Annotated in this window: 20 protein-coding genes; 14 read left to right on the top strand and 6 right to left on the bottom strand. The window is 69.0% G+C overall.

Annotation, left to right across the window (positions count from 1 at the left end; genetic code table 11):
• The first annotated feature begins 58 nt into the window (after positions 1 to 58).
• Together V7Z82_RS14815 and V7Z82_RS14820 are read left to right on the top strand one after the other, a co-directional pair.
• Positions 59 to 919 (top strand): fumarylacetoacetate hydrolase family protein, encoded by an 861-nt coding sequence (locus V7Z82_RS14815; RefSeq protein WP_334152329.1) that lies wholly within the window; start codon positions 59 to 61, stop codon positions 917 to 919.
• A complete protein-coding gene (locus V7Z82_RS14820) occupies positions 901 to 1,668 on the top strand; it encodes an SDR family NAD(P)-dependent oxidoreductase (protein ID WP_334152330.1) in 768 nt (255 codons plus the stop codon). The genes V7Z82_RS14815 and V7Z82_RS14820 overlap by 19 nt, the downstream gene beginning before the upstream one ends.
• A 98-nt stretch (positions 1,669 to 1,766) precedes the next feature.
• On the opposite strand, the gene V7Z82_RS14825 is transcribed toward V7Z82_RS14820, so the two are convergent.
• Positions 1,767 to 2,732, bottom strand: coding sequence for an amidohydrolase family protein (locus V7Z82_RS14825; RefSeq protein ID WP_334152331.1), 966 nt, complete (start codon positions 2,730 to 2,732; stop codon positions 1,767 to 1,769).
• Between the two features lie 46 nt (positions 2,733 to 2,778).
• Here V7Z82_RS14825 and V7Z82_RS14830 point away from each other — a divergent pair, with 46 nt between their 5' ends.
• Positions 2,779 to 3,456, top strand: a complete 678-nt coding sequence (locus V7Z82_RS14830) for a FadR/GntR family transcriptional regulator (RefSeq protein WP_334152333.1) — start codon at positions 2,779 to 2,781, stop codon at positions 3,454 to 3,456.
• Between the two features lie 58 nt (positions 3,457 to 3,514).
• Here V7Z82_RS14830 and V7Z82_RS14835 read toward each other — a convergent pair whose 3' ends face one another.
• Complete coding sequence (locus V7Z82_RS14835) at positions 3,515 to 4,177, bottom strand: transaldolase family protein (RefSeq protein WP_334152334.1); 663 nt, start codon at positions 4,175 to 4,177, stop codon at positions 3,515 to 3,517.
• Between the two features lie 122 nt (positions 4,178 to 4,299).
• Between V7Z82_RS14835 and V7Z82_RS14840 the strand changes: the two genes are divergently transcribed.
• From V7Z82_RS14840 to V7Z82_RS14870, 7 genes are all read left to right on the top strand, one after another.
• Positions 4,300 to 5,262 (top strand): ribokinase, encoded by a 963-nt coding sequence (locus V7Z82_RS14840; RefSeq protein WP_334152335.1) that lies wholly within the window; start codon positions 4,300 to 4,302, stop codon positions 5,260 to 5,262.
• 15 nt (positions 5,263 to 5,277) lie between these two features.
• A complete protein-coding gene (gene rbsD, locus V7Z82_RS14845; RefSeq protein ID WP_334152337.1) occupies positions 5,278 to 5,682 on the top strand; it encodes a D-ribose pyranase in 405 nt (134 codons plus the stop codon).
• A gap of 1 nt (position 5,683) precedes the next feature.
• Entirely contained in the window at positions 5,684 to 6,496 is an 813-nt protein-coding gene (locus V7Z82_RS14850; protein ID WP_334152338.1) for a GntR family transcriptional regulator, read from the top strand.
• A gap of 35 nt (positions 6,497 to 6,531) precedes the next feature.
• A complete protein-coding gene (locus tag V7Z82_RS14855) occupies positions 6,532 to 7,350 on the top strand; it encodes a hypothetical protein (protein WP_334152339.1) in 819 nt (272 codons plus the stop codon).
• A gap of 22 nt (positions 7,351 to 7,372) precedes the next feature.
• Positions 7,373 to 8,431 carry a PLP-dependent cysteine synthase family protein gene (locus V7Z82_RS14860; protein WP_334152340.1) on the top strand — a complete coding sequence of 353 codons (1,059 nt, stop codon included), beginning with the start codon at positions 7,373 to 7,375 and terminating at the stop codon, positions 8,429 to 8,431.
• 190 nt (positions 8,432 to 8,621) lie between these two features.
• On the top strand, positions 8,622 to 9,137 hold the full coding sequence (locus V7Z82_RS14865) for a glycine cleavage system protein R (RefSeq protein WP_334152341.1): 516 nt from the start codon (positions 8,622 to 8,624) through the stop codon (positions 9,135 to 9,137).
• A gap of 22 nt (positions 9,138 to 9,159) precedes the next feature.
• Positions 9,160 to 9,807 (top strand): class I SAM-dependent methyltransferase, encoded by a 648-nt coding sequence (locus V7Z82_RS14870; RefSeq protein ID WP_334152342.1) that lies wholly within the window; start codon positions 9,160 to 9,162, stop codon positions 9,805 to 9,807.
• A gap of 156 nt (positions 9,808 to 9,963) precedes the next feature.
• On the opposite strand, the gene V7Z82_RS14875 is transcribed toward V7Z82_RS14870, so the two are convergent.
• Positions 9,964 to 10,647 (bottom strand): FadR/GntR family transcriptional regulator, encoded by a 684-nt coding sequence (locus V7Z82_RS14875; RefSeq protein ID WP_334152344.1) that lies wholly within the window; start codon positions 10,645 to 10,647, stop codon positions 9,964 to 9,966.
• Positions 10,648 to 10,811: 164 nt separating this feature from the next.
• Here V7Z82_RS14875 and V7Z82_RS14880 point away from each other — a divergent pair, with 164 nt between their 5' ends.
• Genes V7Z82_RS14880 through V7Z82_RS14895 form a run of 4 tightly spaced genes read left to right on the top strand, consistent with a single transcriptional unit; the run spans position 10,812 to position 15,254 of the window.
• Positions 10,812 to 12,047: an aminotransferase class V-fold PLP-dependent enzyme gene (locus V7Z82_RS14880; RefSeq protein WP_334152345.1), complete on the top strand. Its 1,236-nt coding sequence runs from the start codon at positions 10,812 to 10,814 to the stop codon at positions 12,045 to 12,047.
• A gap of 43 nt (positions 12,048 to 12,090) precedes the next feature.
• The gene (locus V7Z82_RS14885; protein ID WP_334152346.1) at positions 12,091 to 13,401 is read left to right on the top strand and encodes an ABC transporter substrate-binding protein; all 1,311 of its coding nucleotides are present in this window, start codon (positions 12,091 to 12,093) and stop codon (positions 13,399 to 13,401) included.
• 3 nt (positions 13,402 to 13,404) lie between these two features.
• Positions 13,405 to 14,352, top strand: coding sequence for a carbohydrate ABC transporter permease (locus tag V7Z82_RS14890; protein ID WP_334152347.1), 948 nt, complete (start codon positions 13,405 to 13,407; stop codon positions 14,350 to 14,352).
• Positions 14,349 to 15,254, top strand: coding sequence for a carbohydrate ABC transporter permease (locus V7Z82_RS14895; protein ID WP_334152348.1), 906 nt, complete (start codon positions 14,349 to 14,351; stop codon positions 15,252 to 15,254). The genes V7Z82_RS14890 and V7Z82_RS14895 overlap by 4 nt, the downstream gene beginning before the upstream one ends.
• A 136-nt stretch (positions 15,255 to 15,390) precedes the next feature.
• On the opposite strand, the gene V7Z82_RS14900 is transcribed toward V7Z82_RS14895, so the two are convergent.
• From V7Z82_RS14900 to V7Z82_RS14910, 3 genes are all read right to left on the bottom strand, one after another.
• A complete protein-coding gene (locus V7Z82_RS14900) occupies positions 15,391 to 16,404 on the bottom strand; it encodes an aldo/keto reductase family protein (RefSeq protein WP_334152349.1) in 1,014 nt (337 codons plus the stop codon).
• Positions 16,405 to 16,537: 133 nt separating this feature from the next.
• On the bottom strand, positions 16,538 to 17,035 hold the full coding sequence (locus V7Z82_RS14905; RefSeq protein ID WP_334152350.1) for a hypothetical protein: 498 nt from the start codon (positions 17,033 to 17,035) through the stop codon (positions 16,538 to 16,540).
• Between the two features lie 62 nt (positions 17,036 to 17,097).
• Entirely contained in the window at positions 17,098 to 18,732 is a 1,635-nt protein-coding gene (locus tag V7Z82_RS14910) for a DUF4407 domain-containing protein (protein WP_334152352.1), read from the bottom strand.
• Positions 18,733 to 18,775: the final 43 nt, after the last annotated feature.

Here is an 18,775-nt window from a genome sequence, read left to right on the forward strand (position 1 = left end):
CTATACTGTCAACGACGCAGGTCGCTATGGGGCGGCCGACCGACGAAACAGGAGAATCATGAAGTTCGCGCGGCTAGGCGACCCTGGGGCCGAGATCCCCGTCCTCGTTGAGGGTGACCGTTTCTTCGACCTTCGGCCCGTGACATCCGATGTGAACGGCGACTTCCTCGCGGGCGACTTCCGTGCCGCCGTCGCTGCGGCGCACGAGGCCGGCGACCTTCCGGAGCTCGCGGATGCCGCATCGCTCCGGGTCGGCGCACCGATCGCCCGACCCAGCGCCGTGATCTGCATCGGCATGAACTACGCGGCACACGCCGCCGAGTCCGGCTCCCAGCCGCCGACCATCCCGATCATCTTCCTGAAGACGCCGAACACGGTCGTCGGCCCGTACGACACCGTGACAATCCCGCGCGGCAGCGAGAAGACCGACTGGGAGGTCGAGCTCGGCATCGTCATCGGCGCTCGCACCTCGTACCTGGACTCCCCCGAGGAGTCGCTCGCGCACGTCGCAGGCTTCGTCGCCGCGAACGACGTCTCCGAGCGCGCCTTCCAGATCGAGGTCTCGGGCGGTCAGTGGTCGAAGGGCAAGATCGCCCCCGGCTTCAACCCGACCGGTCCGTGGCTGGTCACCCCCGATGAGGTCGACCACCAGGCACTCGGTCTCCGCAGCTTCGTGAACGGCGAACCGCGCCAGGACTCGAACACGAGCGACATGATCTTCACGGTCGAGCACATCGTGCACCACCTCTCGCAGTACGTGACCCTCGAGCCCGGCGATCTGATCCTCACCGGCACCCCGCAGGGCGTCGCCCTCTCGGGCAACTTCCCCTACCTCGCCGCCGGCGACGTGGTCGAGGTCGAGATCGACGGACTCGGCCGCCAGCGCCAGGAGTTCGTCGCATGGGAGGCGAAGCAGTGACCGGCCAGCTCGACGGACTCGTCGCGATCGTCACCGGCGGCGCATCCGGCATCGGCGCCGCGATCGCGCAGCGCCTGCTCGACGACGGCGCACAGGTGGCGGTGCTCGACCGCGACATCACCAACGCCGGCGAGGGCTTCGCCGCGTTCACGGCCGATATCTCCGACCGTGCGAGCGTCGATGCGGCCGTCGCGGCGGTCGCGGAGCAGTTCGGACGCATCGACATCGTCGTCAACAACGCCGGTATCGGCGCGACCGGCGACATCACCGCGAACGACGACGACGAGTGGGCACGCGTGCTCTCGGTCAACGTCACCGGCATCGCCCGCGTCACCGGCGCCGCGCTGCCCTGGCTGCGGAAGTCGCCGGCAGCCGCGGTCTGCAACACGGCGTCCATCGCATCGACGACCGGCCTGCCGCAGCGCGCGCTGTACAGCGCGTCGAAGGGAGCTGTCACCGGTCTCACCCGGGCGATGGCAGCGGATCACCTGCGCGAGGCCATCCGCGTGAATGCCGTCAACCCCGGCACCGCCGACACCCCCTGGGTCGGACGGCTGCTCGGCGCAGCATCCGATCCAGCCGCCGAGCGTGCTGCGCTGGAAGCCCGACAGCCGCACGGCCGCCTGGTGCGTCCTGAAGAGGTCGCGGCCGCGGTCGCCTACCTCGTCAGCCCAGCCGCCGGCTCGACGACCGGCACATTCATCGAGGTCGACGGGGGCATGGCGCAGCTGCGCCTCCGCGACGCCTGAGCCTTCTCGGCCGGCTTCCGGTCGCAGTTGCTGCCGCCTCCCGCACGCCGGGACGGCACGAACTGCGACCGGAACGGACGCAACGGGGGGCTCCCGCGTCAGCGATCCCCGCGGAGCCAGCCCCGGATGCCGCGGCGCTCCCGCTCCGGCGCTTCGGGCGCAGCACCCGTGCCGTAGAACCGCTCCGCAGTGCCCCACAGGATCGCATCGACGTCATGGCCGCGCGCGTTCGCCCAGGCGACCACGACCTCGAGCCAGCGCGTGCGGGCCGTCGGCTGGTAGGTCGCCGATCCGTCTTCGGGCGCATCGTGGTCGCCCGCTTCGGCCGGACCGATCGCCGAGACCGGCCAGTCGCTCCCCCACATCAGCCGCTGATCGCCGAACGCGTCGGCCGCGGCGTCCAGGAAGGGCTCGAGCTGCGCTGCGCTCCAGGTGCCGCCGGCCTCGGCGGGGAGCCCGGACAGCTTGCAGAAGGTGTTCGGATGCCGCGCCAACTCGTCGAGGTCGCGCACCCATTCAGGAGACGGCAGCGTCGGAGCATCCGCCGTGCCCACCGACGGCTTGCCGAGGTGATCGACCACGATCTGCAGCTCGGGGATCGCGCCGGCGAGCCGAGCGATGTCCGGCACCTGCGATGCACGGATGCAGGCATCGAAGGTCCAGCCGCGCCCGGCGAGCTCGCGGGCGCCGGTCACGAACGCCATCGACATCGCGAGTCCGTCGTCGTCGTTCTGCAGCATGTGCCGCACGCCGCGGACGAGCGGGTGCGCCGAGAGCTCCCCGAGATGCGTGACGGTGTCGATGCCGCGGTCGAGCCGAGCTCCGGCGACGATACCGACCACACCGAGAGCCTCGGCGTGGTGCTCGACCCAGCGCACCTCGTCGAGGAACTGCTCGGCGACGGTCTCGGCCTGCACGAAGATCGCCGTCTCCTCGTTCACGCCGGTCAATCGATCGTGGTCGAGCTCGGCCTGAGCGAATCGGTGGGCGTAGGGCCCTTCCAGCCACGTGTACGTGAGGACGTCCTCGTCCCAGAGGTGCAGATGTGAATCGATGACGCGCATGCGACCATCCTGCCTCAGACATCCGACCAATAGGTAGTATGTCGATATGGCAGTCACGGACGAGGCGATCGAGAAGATCAAGGCCATGATCGTGTCGGGTGAACTCGCCCCCGGCGATCGACTTCCTCCGGAGAAGGAGCTGTCGGACCGCCTCGGCCTCTCCCGCAACTCGATGCGTGAAGCCGTGAAGGCGCTCGAGGTGATCCGGGTGCTCGACGTGCGCCGCGGTGACGGCACCTACGTGACGAGCCTGGAGCCGCACCTGCTGCTCGAGGCGATCTCGTTCGTCGTCGACATGCACGACGACGGTTCGATGCTCGAGATCTTCGCGGTGCGACGGATGCTGGAGTCGCAGGCCACCGGGCTCGCCGCGACCCTCGGCACCGACGAGGAGATCGCCGAGCTGATCGCCGAGGTCGAGGCGATCGATGCCACGGTGAGCATCGAGGAGCTCGTCGAGCACGACATCCGCTTCCACCGGGAGATCGTCCGGATGGCGGGCAACGCCTACCTCGCGAGCCTGATCGAACACCTCAGCAGCCAGACCGTGCGCGCTCGTGTGTGGCGCGGCCTCACTGAGGGCGGTGCAGTCGAGCGCACGCTCTCGGAGCATCGCGCCATCGCCGACGCGATCGCGCAGCACGACCCCTCGCTCGCCACGTCCCTCGCGACGGCGCACATCGCCGGCGTCGAGCGTTGGCTGCGCCAGGCGGCATCCGCCTGAATCCTGGGCCCTGAGCCTGGGCGAGCCTGGACCCTGAGCCTGTCGAACAGCCCGACCCTCAGGCCCCGAGCCGCACCATCGCCGCGTCGAACTCCGCCGCCGAACTGTCGCTGACCGCGTGGAACAGCACCTGCTCGATGACGTCGGGTGCCGCCGTGAAGTACGGCACGCCCGCCAGTCGCAGGCCGGTGATGTCATCCGCTGAACGCAGCGATGCCGCGAGCACGTTCGAGCCGCTGCCCGCGCACACCTCCTGCATCCGAGCGATCACGGCGTCGCCGTCGATCCCCGCATCCCGCATCCGTCCGAGGTACGGCGCGATGTAGTGCGCACCGATGCTGGCGCACGCGAGCGCCTGGGCCACCGAGTACACGGCCGTCACGAGCACGGTCGCGCCGTCGCGGACGAGGGCGGATGCAGCGGCGAACCCGTCGGCCGTCGCCGGCACCTTCACCGCGACGCGGTCGCCGAGCGCACGGATTCCCTCGGCGTTGCGCAGGAACGACGCGGCGTCGCCGCCCCAGGTCTGGAAGAAGATCTCGCGAGCGCCCTCCGACGTCCAGCGGGCGTAGAGGTCGGGGATCTCCGCTGCGGTGCGGCCGCCCCGTTCGAGGATCGTCGGGTTGGTCGTCACCCCGTGCACGACGCCTGCGGTGAGGAGTCGGGAGACCCGGTCGGTGTCGGCGCTGTCGACGTAGAGACGGGGTGCGATCGCAGTCATCGGATCTCCTCAAGGGAACCTGTCGTTACAGGTTCGGCTTCGGCTAATGTAATGACAGGCGACCCGCGATGTCAAAGACGTCGAGGCTGCCCAGCATGCTGTCGAAGAAGATCAGGAGCGACATGGCCCCCGCACATCCAGGCGACCGTTCGGGCGTCGTCATCGTCGGCAGCGTGACCGCTGATGTGACCACCTTCTCGCAGCGCCTGCCAGCCCGCGGCGAGACCATCCTCGGCGATCAGTTCACCCTGATGCTCGGCGGCAAGGGCGCCAACCAGGCGGTCGCCGCCGGTCGCTCCGGGGCCCGCACGAGCTTCGTCGGCTGCGTCGGCGACGACCTGTTCCACGACCTCGTGGTCGCCGGGCTCAGTGAGGCGGGCGTCGACCTGACGCATCTGCGCACCGTGCCCGGCCCGACCGGCATCGCGCACATCCGTGTCGACGCCTCGGCGCAGAACGACATCGTCATGGTGCCGCTCGCGAACGCGGCCCTCAGCACCGAGCAGATCGACGCCGCACTCGCCGCTCTCGCGCCGACCACGTCGGTCCTGCTCACGCAGCTCGAGACGCCGTCCGCCCTCACCGCGCACATCACGGCCAGGGGCCGCGAGCACGGCATGACCGTGATCCTCGATCCCGCCCCTGCTGCGACGCTGCCCGCCGAGGTCTGGCGGAGCATCGACATCGTGACCCCGAACGAGACCGAGGCCTCGCTCATCAGCGGCATCGAGGTGACGGATGCCGACTCGGCCGAACTCGCAGGACGCTGGTTCCTCGATCAGGGCGTCGGCGCAGCCGTGATCACGCTGGCCGGTCAAGGCTCGTGCGTCGTGACCGCTGAGGGGGCGACCGTGGTTCCGCCGTTCCCGGTCGACCCCGTCGACACCACCGCCGCCGGCGACGCCTATGCCGGCTACCTCGGCGCAGCGCTCGCGAACGGCGGCACCCTCACCGAGGCCGTGCGCCTGGCGACGGCGGCCGGCGCGCTCACCGTCACCAAGCAGGGCGCCTCGCCCAGCCTGCCGCTGCGGGCAGCGGTCGACGCCTTCCTCGCGGACCGCGAATCCGCGCACGCCGCGAACTGAGAACCGGAGCATCTGATGCGCAAGACCGCCACCACGATCAACCCCGCACTGTCCCGCGTCATCAGCGAGACCGGGCACACCGACATGCTGGTCGTGACGGATGCCGGGCTGCCGATTCCGCCTGGGTCGGAGCGGATCGACCTGGCATACCGCCCCGGTGCCCCCGCCTTCCTCGACGTGCTCGACACCGTGCTCGCCGAGCTCGTGATCGAGGGAGCGACGGTGTCGGAAGAGGTCGCCGAGAAGAGCCCCGAGGTGCTCGCCGCGCTGCGCGAGCGCTTCGCCGACATGGACTTCGAGATCACGTTGATCCCGCACGTCGAGTTCAAGTCGCTCACGCACGGCGCTCGTGCGTTCGTCCGCTCCGGCGAGTTCACGCCCTATGCGAACGTCATCCTGCACGCGGGGGTCGCATACTGACATGACCATCACCGACGACGCGATCGACCGCCATTCCGCGGCGCCCATGTACGACCAGCTGCGCCAGCTGATCATCGACGGCATCGCCCGCGACGGGCTGCAGCCGGGCGACCCGCTGCCCGGCGAGCATCGCCTCTGCGAGCGCTACGGCATCTCCCGCACGGTCGTGCGGCAGGCACTCGCGCAGCTCGAGCACGAGGGACTCGTCGAACGGGTCAAGGGCAAGGGCACATTCGTGTCGCGTCCGAGGACCAGTGAGAGCCTCGTGCACACCCTGGTCGGCCTGTACGACGACGTCGAGCGACGCGGCGGCCACGTGCACAGCGACGTGCTGCGGCACGAGCGCACCGCTGCCGATGAGGAGATCGCACTCGCGCTCGACGTGCCGGTCGGCGCTCCCGTAGTCGTGCTCGAACGCCTCCGTCACGTCGACGGCGAGCCCTGGTCGCTCTCCACGACCTGGATGCCGGAACACGTCGGCGCGATCACGCTCGACGTCGACCTCGCCGAACGCTCGCTCTACCGGCTGCTGGCCGAGAACGGCGTCATCGCGACGAGCGGCGTCCGCTCGGCCGAGGCCACCGTCGCCACGCACGAGCAGGCACTGCACCTCGGCGTCAGCGCCGGTTCCGCGCTGCTGCGGCTGCGCAGCGTGAGTCGCGGCGAGGGCGGCGCGCCGATCGAGTACTTCGTCGCGTATCACCGCGGCGATCGCTCCCGCTTCGAGTTCCAGCTGCAGCAGGAGCAGTCGCAGGCCTCGCTGCTGCACATCGACGGCGACGGCGGAGCATCCCGCGCCGGTACGGTGAGCTGAGGGCGAGGACCGCCGAAGCGAACCGGGGGCGAACGATGGGCGATGAGCGCGGCACCGACTCCGACCCGGACCGGGTCGGCCCTCCGGCGCCGTTCGACGCGGGGCAGCCGGCGGTTCCTGCCGCGCCTCCGCTCGCGCCGCTGGCACCTCCGCTGAGCGGATCGGCGCCGCCGCAGCATCCGGTCCCGCCGCCCCCGTTCCAGCCGACTGCTCCGCTGCCGCCGTATGCCGTCGGCGCCCATTCAGCTCCGCCGTCGTCCCCCGCGCCCACCCACCCCGCCGTGTCCCCCGCACCGCAGTACCCCGCACCGCCGTATCCAGCGTCCCGGTCCTCGTCGAACCGTCTCGGGATCGTCCTCGCGGTGGTCGGTGGCGTCGTCGTGCTCGCCGTCGTCGGCGTCGCCGTCGCGATCGGCAGCCTCCTCGGAGTCGACCGCAGCCCCTCCATCCCGCTCCCGCCGACCGCGGTCGCCGAGGATCCCGATGCCCCGACCGATGCGCCGGCCGACCCCGCCCCGGAGGCCGACACTTCTGGGATCGCGGCGCGGCTCGAGGCGAAGATCGACGAGTACAAGCGGCTCCGCGATTCGGGCGCGCTCTGGCAGAGCATCCCCGATACCGACTTCAACCGCACCGCGGTCTCGGCGTTCCTGTACTTCCTGACCGACATGAAGGTCGCGACCATCTGGGGCGTCGACGAGCAGCAGGCGCAGGAGTACGACGAACGGATGGCGATGCTCGAGGAGAAGCTGCTCGCCCAGGAGCCGCTCGGCGACGACATCTCCATCACGCTCGAGGACAAGGTCTTCACCTACGACGGTGAGACCGGCGAGGGCGGCTACACCGCGAAGTGAGGCGACGCGTTACGCTCGATCGGTGACCTCTTGGACCAGCACCGCGATCGCCCTGCTGGAAGCCGACGCCAACCGCAGCGCCGACACGCACCTGCACCTGTTCCCGCTGCCGCCCGAATGGGGCATCGACCTGTATCTGAAGGACGAGTCGGTGCATCCGACCGGCTCCCTCAAGCACCGGCTCGCGCGGTCGCTGCTGCTCTACGGGCTGGTCAACGGCCGCATCCACGAGGACTCGACGCTGGTCGAGTCCTCGAGCGGGTCGACCGCCGTGTCCGAGGCGTATTTCGCGCGGATGCTGGGACTGCCGTTCGTGACGGTCGTGCCGCGCTCGACGAGCCAGGAGAAGATCGACCTCATCGAGTTCTACGGTGGTCGCTGCCACTTCGTCGACCGCGCGGAGGATATGTCGCCGGAGGCGCAGCGCCTGGCATCCGACTGCCACGGGCACTATCTCGACCAGTTCACGTTCGCCGAGCGCGCGACGGACTGGCGCGGCAACAACAACATCGCCGAGAGCGTGTTCAGCCAGCTGTCGCAGGAGCGGCATCCGATCCCGCGCTGGATCGTCGTCGGCGCAGGCACCGGCGGCACCAGCGCGACCTTCGGCCGCTACGTGAAGTACCGCCGACACGAGACGCGGATCGCGGTCGTCGACCCAGAGGGCTCGGCGTTCTACGACGGCTGGGCCGGCACGGTCGACCCGCCGGCAGGGCGCCCCAGCCGCATCGAGGGCATCGGTCGCCCCCGCGTCGAGGCCTCGTTCGTGCCGACCGTGATCGACGAGATGATCCGAGTGCCGGATGCCGGGTCGATCGCAGCGATCCGGATGCTGCGCGAGCGCACCCTGCACCTGGCCGGCGGCTCGACCGGCACGAACCTGTACGGCGCCTTCCAGCTGATCGCCCGCATGCGGGCGATCGGCGAGACCGGCAGCGTGGTGACCCTGATCTGCGACAGCGGCATCCGCTACGCCGGCACGTACTACTCCGACGAGTGGGTCGCAGCGCAGGGCTGGGACCTCGCCCCGCATCGCGCGCGTCTCGACGGTTTCCTCGAGTCCGGGGTCTGGGCCGACTGACCACCCTTGGTCCCTGAGCCCACACCTTGGGTCCCTGAGCCTGCACCTTGGGTCCCTGAGCCTGCACCTTGGGTCCCTGAGCCAACACCCCTGGGTCCCTGAGCCTGTCGAAGGGCCCGACGCTTCGACAAGCTCAGCGACCCAGCACACTGCGCAGCACCCGGGGAAGCCATCCGGCTACGCTGGCCGCATGACTACTCTGATCCTCACCGTTGCCGGAGCAGACCGACCAGGACTCGTCGCCGCGGTCGCCGATGTCGTCGATGCACACGGCGGCAACTGGGAGAACAGCTCACTCGCCGAGCTCGCCGGAACCTTCGCGGGCGTGATCGAGGTCTCGGTGCCGACCGACCAGGCGCCAGCGCTCGAGAGCGCACTGCGCGGGCTGCAGGGTCAGGGGCTCCTGACGCTCGCCGTGCTGACCGGCACGCCCGATGCCGAGGCCGACGAGGACCAGCTGCTCGAGATCCAGGTGCTCGGCAACGACCGTCCTGGCATCGTCCGCGAGGTCTCGAACGTGCTCAACGCGCACGCGCTGAGCATCGAGGAGCTCGCGACCGAGACGCGGGATGCCGCGATGGCCGGAGGCCGCCTGTTCGAGGCATCCGTCGTGGCGCGCGTGCCGGCATCCGTCGATCTGGAGACGCTGCGCACCGACCTCGAGCGCCTCGCCGCCGAGATCCAGGTCGACATCACGCTCGGCTGACCCACGTTCCCGCGCAGCGCAGATGGGTTTCCTGACGGCCCTCGGGCGGGTGAACGCCGCTCACCCGTGGTCGCACAACGATGCCTTCGCGAGCTTCGTGATGCGACAGGGAAGAGCAGTGCGTCGCCGCGGCGGCGACACGGCTGTCGACGTGGGCTGCGGTACCGGAAACATGCTCGGCCGCTTGTCTGAGGTGTTCTCGATCGTGATCGGCATCGAGCCCGATGCCGAAACAGCCGCGGCTGCTGCTCGACGCTTCGACGGATCAGCAATCCGGGTCGAGGCGCGGCGCTTCGGAGCCGAGCCACCTGCTGCGTACGACCTGGTCGTGTTCGTGGCCTCGCTGCATCACATGCCCCTGCGCAGCGCATTGCGGGATGCTCGCGCGGCGCTGCGACCGGGCGGGCGCGTCGTGATCATCGGCGTGGCAAGAGAGACGTCGAAGGACGCGCTGCGCTCCTGGACATCCGTTCTGCTGAATCCGATCATCGGCCTGATCCGCCATCCGGCGCGCGCGAGTGGACCGCCAGCACACATGCAGGCCCCGACTGCCGAGGCGACCCAGACGTTCGACGAGATCCGTGCGATCGCGAACGACACGCTTCCCGGCATCCGCATGCGCCGTCGTCTGTTCTGGCGCTACACGGCGTCCTGGGTCGCGCCGAGCTGAGGCATCACGCTCGGCTGACCGGACTCCTCAAGCCGCCGAGCCACCCCTCTGTGTGCGAACCGGCCCCTTACGCACGCACGCAAGGGGCCGGTTCGCACACAAAGGGGCCGGTCAGCATCAGCGGGTCAGCGGGACGCGGGACGCGGGATGCCGGGATCACGCCTCGTCGTCGGTGTAGCGACGCACCCAGTATTCGGTGTACGCCACGTGCGATGACGCGGCGGCACTCGCGGCGACCGGGTCGGCGGCGGCGAGGCCGCGCAGGATGGCGCGGTGCCCGGCGTCGGAGTGCAGCTTGAGCTCGGCCGCATCACCGGCATCCGGGATCCGGTAGGCCCGCGACCGCGATCGCAGCACGTCGATCAGGCTCGTGAGCGCGTCGTTGCCGGCGACTCTCGAGATCGTCATGTGGAACTCGTGGTCGAGCCGCGAGTGCAGTTCGAAGTCATCGCTCGCCTCGATCTCGCCGAGCACGCGGTCGAGCTGTTCGATCGTCTCGAGGTCGATGCGCGCTGCGGCGAGCGCTGCGGCGTGCGGTTCGAGCACGCGGCGCAGCTCGGTGAGTTCGAGCACACCGGCCATCGGCAGCAGCCCCACCGTGAGCGAGAGGCTGCCGATCAGGTCGGCCGCCCGCAGCTCGCCGACGTAGCTGCCTGAGCCGTGCCGGGTCTCGAGCACGCCGAGCGCGGCCAGCATCCTGATCGCCTCGCGCAGCGATCCACGTGAGACGCCGAGCCGCTCGCACAGCTCTCCCTCGCTCGGCAGCCGGTCTCCGGGGCGCAGCGCTCCGTCGGCGATCAGCGCACGCAGTCCGTGCAGCGCGGTGTCCAGTGCGCTCATCGTCATCCTCCCGGTCACGCCAACTCCCTTGTGAGTCTGTCGGATGGGGGGACTCCGACCAATTCGTATAACAACTAAGTCCGATTCTCGAATAATTGTGGCGATATGTGTACCCCTGTGGCAAAGTTGTGCAACAACTCACCGGACACCCTAGACGAGGACGCATGTCGGCACTCCCCTTCCCCGCACCGCTCGGGCTGCACTCCTTCGCCAGGGCGCGGGACGCCTGGCCGCTGGACCCCGAGGTCATCCACCTCAACCACGGCTCCTTCGGCGCGGTCCCCACACCTGTCGTCGCCCACCAGGAGGCCCTGCGTCGCCGCGCCGACCTCAGCCCGGTCGAGTGGTTCCCGCGGATCGCCGAACGGGTGCGCGAGGCGCGCGAGCGCACCGCCCCGTTCGTGGGGGCACGCCCAGAGGACAGCGCCTTCGTGCCGAACGCCTCAGCCGCGGCGACCGTCGTCTACAACGCGCTGCGCCTGGACCGCGACGACGAGATCCTCGTCACCGACCAGGGCTACGGCGCGATCACGATGGGCGCGCAGCGCCTCGCCCGCCGCTTCGGCGCCCAGGTGCGCGCGGTCGAGCTTCCCCTCCTCTCCTCCGACGACGAGGTCGTGCAGCGCTTCAGCGACGCGATCACCCCGCGGACGCGGCTCATCGTGGTCGACCAGATCACCTCCCCCACGGCCCGCCTGCTGCCGACCGCCCGCATCGCGCAGCTCGCCGCCGAGCGCGGCGTCCGCACGCTCGTCGACGGCGCGCACGCTCCCGGCCTGATTCCGGAAGCCGCAGCCGTGGCCGGCGGCGACTGGTGGTTCGGCAACCTGCACAAGTGGCCCTGCGCTCCTCGCGGATCAGCCCTGCTGGTCACCACCACAGCCGACCGCGACGAGCTGTGGCCGCTCATCGACTCCTGGGCGGCGAACGAGCCGTACCCCGAGCGCTTCGACACCCAGGGCACGATCGACGCGACCACCTATCTCAGCACGCCGGCGGCGATCGACTTCGTCGAGAACGAGATCGGCTGGCAGCAGACGCGTGAGGCCATGGCGCTGATGGCGGATGCCGGTGCCGAGATCATCGCCGAGGGCTTCCGCCCCTACGACGACGCCGATCCGCTCACGCCGCTGCTCTCGCCGGTGCCGTCGATGCGACTCGTGCGCCTCCCACTCGGACTCGGCGCCACGCGCGAAGAGGCAGACGAGCTGCGGATGCAGCTGCTCGACGAGACCGCGGTCGAGACCGCGTTCACGAGCTTCCGCGGCATCGGCTACTTCCGACTCTCGGCGCACCTGTACACCGAGGCATCCGATTTCGAGGCGTTCGTCGAGCGCTGCATCCCCTCGATCCTCCGCCGAGCCGGCATCCGGTCCGCCGAATCCGTCGTCATCCCCTGACCCGATCCCCACCCCGAACACCCACCACACTGAGAGGCACATCGTGAAGCACAAGATCTTGACGGCAGCTGCAGCATTCGGCACCGTCGCCGCACTCGCGCTGACCGGCTGCTCCACCGGCAGCGGTCCGTCCGCCGATGGCACCGTCACCCTGCAGATGGTCGAGAGCCTGACCAACCCCGCCCGCACCGAGCTCATCCGCGGACTCCTCGACGAGTTCGAGAAGGAGAACCCGAAGATCAAGGTCAACCTGGTCTCGCCGCCGACCGAGCAGGCCGACGCGAAGATCCAGCAGATGCTGCAGTCCGGCAAGGGCGTCGACCTCCTCGAGGTCCGCGACATCACCGTCGGTCCGTTCGCGAACAACGGCTGGCTGTACGACCTGGGCGCCGACCTCGAGAAGTGGGACGGCTGGGACGCCCTCACCGACAACGCGAAGTCCGCCTCGGTCGCCGAGGACGGCAAGAGCTACTTCGTGCCCTACGGCTTCTACGGCCTGTCGCTGTTCTACCGCACCGACCTCGTCGCCGACGCCGGCTTCGACGGCCCACCGCACAGCTGGAAGGACCTGCTCGAGCAGGCCAGCACGATCCAGGACCCGTCGAACAACATCTACGGTTATGCCTTCCGCGGTGGCGCCAACGCGAACAGCAACGTCGTCGCCGCGATCGAGGCGTACACGATCGACGGTCTCGACGTCGACGACGCGTTCCTGATGGAGGACGGTTCGACGATCTTCGCCGCACCCGAGGCGCAGGATGCCGTCGACGACTACTTCGACCTGTTCAAGGAGGCGTCTCCGCCCTCCGCGGTCTCCTGGGGCTACCCCGAGATGGTCGCCGGCTTCACGAACGGCACCACCGCGTTCCTGCTGCAGGACCCCGAGGTCATCGCCACCGTGCAGGACTCCTCGCTGACCGAGGACCAGTGGGACACCGCTCCGCTGCTCACAGGTCCCAGCGGCAAGGCCGCGCAGCCGCTGGCCGTCGCCGGCTGGGGCGTCGCCGAGAAGAGCGAGAACAAGGAAGCGGCCGTGAAGCTGGTCGAGTTCCTCTCGTCGGCCGAGCCAGCGACCGAGTTCGCGCAGGCCAACAGCCTCGTGCCGATCATCGCCTCCGCTGCGGATGACGACTTCTACTCGACCGGCCCCTGGACGAGCTACGTCACCATGACGGAAGATCCCGAGACCTACGTCAACGTCCGCCAGCCGCGCGGCGTCAGCTGGTGGACCGAGTGGATCCAGAAGTCCGACCAGGACGTGCAGAACGTGCTGCTGGGCAACATGTCGACCAGCGACCTGCTGGCCTCGTGGGACACGTTCTGGACCGAGAAGTACGCAGCGGAACAGGGTTGATCCGTGTCATCCGCTCTTCGTGAGAGAGGCTCCGTCGGCACCGCCGGCGGGGCCTCCCCGGGCCCTCGCCGCCGGCAGTTCCGCAGCCGCCACGCGCTGACGCTGCTGGCCTTCATGGCCCCGGCGATCGTGTTCGTGTGCTGGTTCACGTACTGGCCGATGCTGCAGGGCGCTCGGATGGCGTTCCACGACTGGAACCTCTGGGACCTCACCTCGACCCCGTTCGTCGGATTCGACAACTTCGTCGCGGTGTTCCAGGACCCCGCCTTCCCTGTCGTCGCCTGGAACTCGGTGCTCTGGGTCGTCGGCTCGCTCGTGCCGCAGCTCGTGATCGGCTTCCTGATCGCACTCGCGCTGCGCACGCGATTCCGCTTCCGCGGGCTCTACCAGGCGCTCGTGTTCTTCCCCTGGGCGGTGTCCGGCTTCCTGATCGGGATGCTGTTCCGCTGGATGTTCAACGCCGAGTTCGGCGTCGTGAACGACCTCCTTATGAAGGCGGGGCTCATCGACGCTCCGCTGCCGTGGCTGGCCGACCCGAAGCTGGCGATGTTCGCGGTGATCGTGGCGAACATCTGGTACGGCGTGACGTTCTTCGCGATCATGATCCTGGCGGCGCTCCAGTCCGTTCCGGACGAGATGCTCGAGGCTGCGAGCCTCGACGGCGCCGGCAAGGTCCGGCAGCTGTTCTCGATCATCATCCCGTACATCTCGGTGACGCTCCTGCTCACGGTGCTGCTCCGGGTGATCTGGATCTTCAACTTCCCCGACATCATCTACGCCATGACCAACGGTGGGCCCGCGAACCAGACCCACATCATCACGACCTGGATGATCAACTACACGCAGCAGGGCAACTACGGGATCGCGAGCGCGATCGGCCTGATCGTCGTGGCCTTCCTGTTCGTGTTCTGCGCGTTCTACCTGATGGCGATGCGGAAGGCCCAGCGATGACCATCACCGGCACGACAGTCACCGAGACCCGGCGTCTCACCGTCCCCGATCTGGCGAAGGCCCCTCGACCGAAGCGAAAGGTGACGCCGGGTGGTGTCATCCGCGTCGTCGGCCTCGGGCTCTGGCTCGTGATCACGCTCTTCCCGCTGTACTGGATCGCGCTGACCTCGTTCAAGTCGCCCGGCACGATCAACAGATTCCCGATCGAGTACTGGCCGAGCGAGCCATCGTTCGAGAACTACATCAGCCTGTTCCAGCAGAGCTCGTTCGCGGTGTTCCTCGGCAACTCGGCGCTCGTGGCGATCGTCGCGGGAGCCGTGGCGACGCTGATCGCCCTGCTGAGCGCCTACGTGATCGCGCGCTTCGAGTTCCGCGGCAAGGGCGCGGTGCTGATCGCGTTCCTGCTGACGCAGATGATCCCGGCGTTCATCGCACTCGGCCCGCTGTACTCGATGATGACCGACCTCGGTCTCGTCGACACCAAGCCCGGGCTGATCCTCGTCTACATCGCGGTCTGCATCCCGTTCTCGACCGTCATGCTGCGCGGGTTCTTCGAGAACGTCCCGGACGCGCTGGAAGAAGCGGCCATGATCGACGGATGCTCCAGACTCGGCGCCCTGTTCCGGGTGCTGGTGCCGGTCATGACCCCCGGCATCATCGCGGCATTCATCTTCAACTTCGTGAACTGCTGGAACGAGCTGTTCCTGTCGGTCGTTCTGATGAACACCGACGCCAACCGCACGGTGCCGTCGGCGCTGAACGGCTTCATCTCGACGTTCAACATCGACTGGGGCTCCATGAGCGCAGCAGCGGTCCTGACCATCCTGCCGACCATGGCGATGTTCGCGCTCGCGAGCAAGTGGATCGTGCAGGGCCTGACGGCCGGCGCCGTGAAGGAGTAGTCCCCCTCTCCCCCTGCCGAGCGGCCCCTTTCACGACGAACCGGCCCCTTTCGTACGTGCGAAAGGGGCCGGTTCGGTTGTAAAGGGGCCGCTCGGCGAACGCGCTCGAGCAGAACGCGCGAGCAGCGCCGCGAGGTCAGACCAGGCGAGTCTTCGGCGAGGTCGTGTACGTGTGCTCGGCGTCGCGGTTGACCGTGTCGCCCAGCGCCGTGTCGATCGCGGCGAGGGTGTCTGCGTCGAGCTTCACACCGGAGGCCTTGACGGTCTCGGCGAGCTGCTCAGGGCGGGATGCTCCGACCAGGGCAGCGGCGATGTTCGGGTTCTGCAGCACCCACGCGATCGCGAGCTGCGGCATCGAGAGGCCGGCCTCCTCCGCGATCGGCTTGAGCTTCTGCACGGCGGTGAGGATGTCGTCCTTCAGGAAGCTCTTGATGAAGTCTGAGCCGCTGTGCGGGTCGGTCGCGCGCGAGCCCTCGGGCACCGGCTGGCCGGGGAGGTACTTGCCGCTGAGCACGCCCTGCGCCATCGGCGACCAGACGATCTGCGAGATGCCGAGCTCCTCGGATGCCGGCACGACCTTGCCCTCGATCACACGCCACAGCATCGAGTACTGGGGCTGGTTCGAGATGAGCTGCACGCCGACCTGCTTCGCGAGCGCGTGGCCCTCGCGGAGCTGCTCCGCGGTCCACTCCGAGACGCCGATATAGAGCGCCTTGCCCTGACGGACGACGTCGGCGAACGCCTGGAACGTCTCCTCGAGCGGGGTCTCGTAGTCGAAGCGGTGCGCCTGGTAGAGGTCGACGTAGTCTGTGCCGAGGCGCTGCAGCGAGCCGTTGATGGATTCGAGGATGTGCTTGCGGCTCAGGCCGGTGTCGTTCGGGCCCTTCGGGCCGGTCGGGAAGTAGACCTTCGTGAAGATCTCCAGCCCTTCGCGGCGCTGCCCCTCGAGGGCCTTTCCGAGGATGACCTCGGCCGCCGTGTTCGCGTAGGTGTCCGCGGTGTCGAACGTGGTGATGCCGGCGTCGAGCGCCGCGTGGACCGTCTTCACAGCGGCGTCGTCGCCGACCTGCGAGGCGTGCGTGACCCAGTTGCCGTAGGTGATCTCAGAGACCTTGAGACCGCTGTTACCGAGATAGCGATAGTTGACCATGGTCCAACGCTACTGGCTCTCGGATGCTGCACGGGTGAAAATCCGTGACCGGTCTCAGGCGTATGTCCTCCGGTTCCGGTCGCAGTTCGCGTCGCCCCGACCCCGCGGAGCGGCAGCAACTGCGACCCGAGCGTCAATCGGCGATGCTGGGGCCGAGCCGCGCACGACGAATGCTGAGGATGCCGCCGATCACCACGCCGATCGCGGCGAGTGCGCTCACCGCATACAGCGGACGAGCCCACGGCGAGTGGTCGGCACCACCGATGCCGAACGTGTCGGCGAGCCCCATGCCCGCTCCGAATGAGGCGACGAAGTATCCGAGGGTTCCGAGCATCAGGAGCGCGAGCATGGACATCCCGGGGACGATCGGCGGCGCCTTCGTGACGATCGCGGCGAGGGCCACCCCGACGGCCGTCACCACGCCGATGCCCAGGACGAGGAAGACGCCTTCCGGCCCCAGCCCCTCCCCGGCGTCCGACATCTCCGCCCGGATCTCGTCCAGGGTGAGTCCCGGTGCCGCGGCGAGCGGGTTCAGCACCAGGATCTGCACCGCGGCGAGCGCGGCATACGCGGTGACCGCGATGACACCGGCGATCGAGACCCAGAGCGTGTGACGCGGCATCCGTTTCATGCGGCCACCCTAGGCACCGAGTCCGAGAGACTCCCGATACTCGAGCCAGCTCGGCGGGAGGCTCAGCCTGCCGCCGAGCTGACCAGGTCTTCCTGCTCCTCGAGCGTCTGTGCCTGGGCACGCTTCTCGGCCAGCTCGCGCTCCTGCGCCTCTGCCGCCTCACGACGCTCCGCACGGGTCTGCGGCTCACCTGAACCGGCATCCGACTGCATCCCCTGGGATTGCGAGGTGACGATGGCGGCCCGATCACGGAATCCCTCGGCCGTCACCCGGTCGAGATCGACCTGCTTGCGGATCGCCGCAGCCTTCTCGTACAGGCTCGGCTCGCCGTAGCTGGTGAGCACCTTCACGAGCACCGGCAGCAGCTCGATCATGAAGAACAGCGCCGCGATCAGGATGTGCGCCCACAGGATCGTCGGCTCCTTCTCGCTCAGGCGGTTCAGTCCGCTGATCTGGCTGAGCAGTCCGATGGCTCCGGCGTTGCCCTGCGCGACTGCATCCGCCCTCGCGTTGTACGCGGCGAGCGCCTGGTCGTAGGTATCGCGTGCACCGGCGAGCTGCGACTGCGCCTGCTCGCGGTTCTGCGCCTCCGACGTCGAGGTGTTCTCCTTGGCGGCGGTGCCTGCTGCGGCGAGCTCCTCGTTCGCGGTGCGCAGCTGCACGGCCAGGGCGTCGTAGGTCTGCTGCGCTTCGGCGAGCTGAGCCTTGGCGGCATCCGAGCTCGCTCCCTCGCCGTTCACGCCGGTGCAGCCGGGCACGGTGCCGGCGCCCTCCCCGGTGAGCTCGCACTGGTAGAGCACGCGAGCCTGATCGATCACGCCCTGCTGTGCCGTCATCTTCGCCGTCACGTCGTCGACGGTCGCCTGCGCGGCCGATTCGGATGCCGATGACGAGTCGGTGCCCGCCACGATGCCGGTCGCGGCCTGGTTCTCGAGCGCGGCGACACGGTCGGATGCCGCATCCAGCGCGATCTTCTCGGGGCCGGACTCGAGCGCCTCCTGATCGGACTGCGACTGGGTGATGTTCGTCGACGCCACCTCGCGGGCGATGTCGTTGTTGAAGATCTGCAGCACGAGCGGCTCAGCGACCACGAAGCCGATGATCGCGGCCATGATGACTCGCGGGATCGCGAGTCCGATGAGTCGCCAGACGTTCTTGGTCGACGCCATGGTCGACGTGAGGAACCGGTCGAGGTTGAAGATGATGAGCGCCCACACGAGCGCGAGCGGCACGGCCAGCCAGACAGCGGCCTGCACACCGGTGGTCAGTGCGAAGAGCATCGAGATCGCCGAGACCAGCGCGGTGCCGGCGAGCACGAAGAACATCTGCACGAAGCGCGGGGTCTCGTTGGGCACGCGGTCGAGGATCTCGCCCTCTGCGCCACCGAGGATCGCGAGGGTCCTGGCGCGGGAGCCCGGCGTGCGCGGACGGCGCGGCTTGCGCACGCGCGGCTTCCGCGGCGCGCGCTCGGTGGGTCCCTGAGCCTGCCCGGTGGGTCCCTGAGCCTGTCGACGGGCGTCGATCGGGGTCGCGTCGGACGGCTCGGAGACGGGGGTCTCGCCGGTCGAGTCTGCGGCGCCGGTCGGCTCGAACTCGCGCAGGAAGTCGAGGTCATCCGTGTCGGCGTTCGGGTCGCCGTCGATGATGATCCGACCCTGCGAGTCGAAGCGACCCGGTCGGTGGGCGGAGTAGGGCATCAGACCAATGTAGGGAAGGGTCCCTGTGCGTCCGTTGGAAGAC

The organism is Microbacterium sp., from assembly GCF_036823965.1.
Taxonomy (GTDB): domain Bacteria; phylum Actinomycetota; class Actinomycetes; order Actinomycetales; family Microbacteriaceae; genus Microbacterium.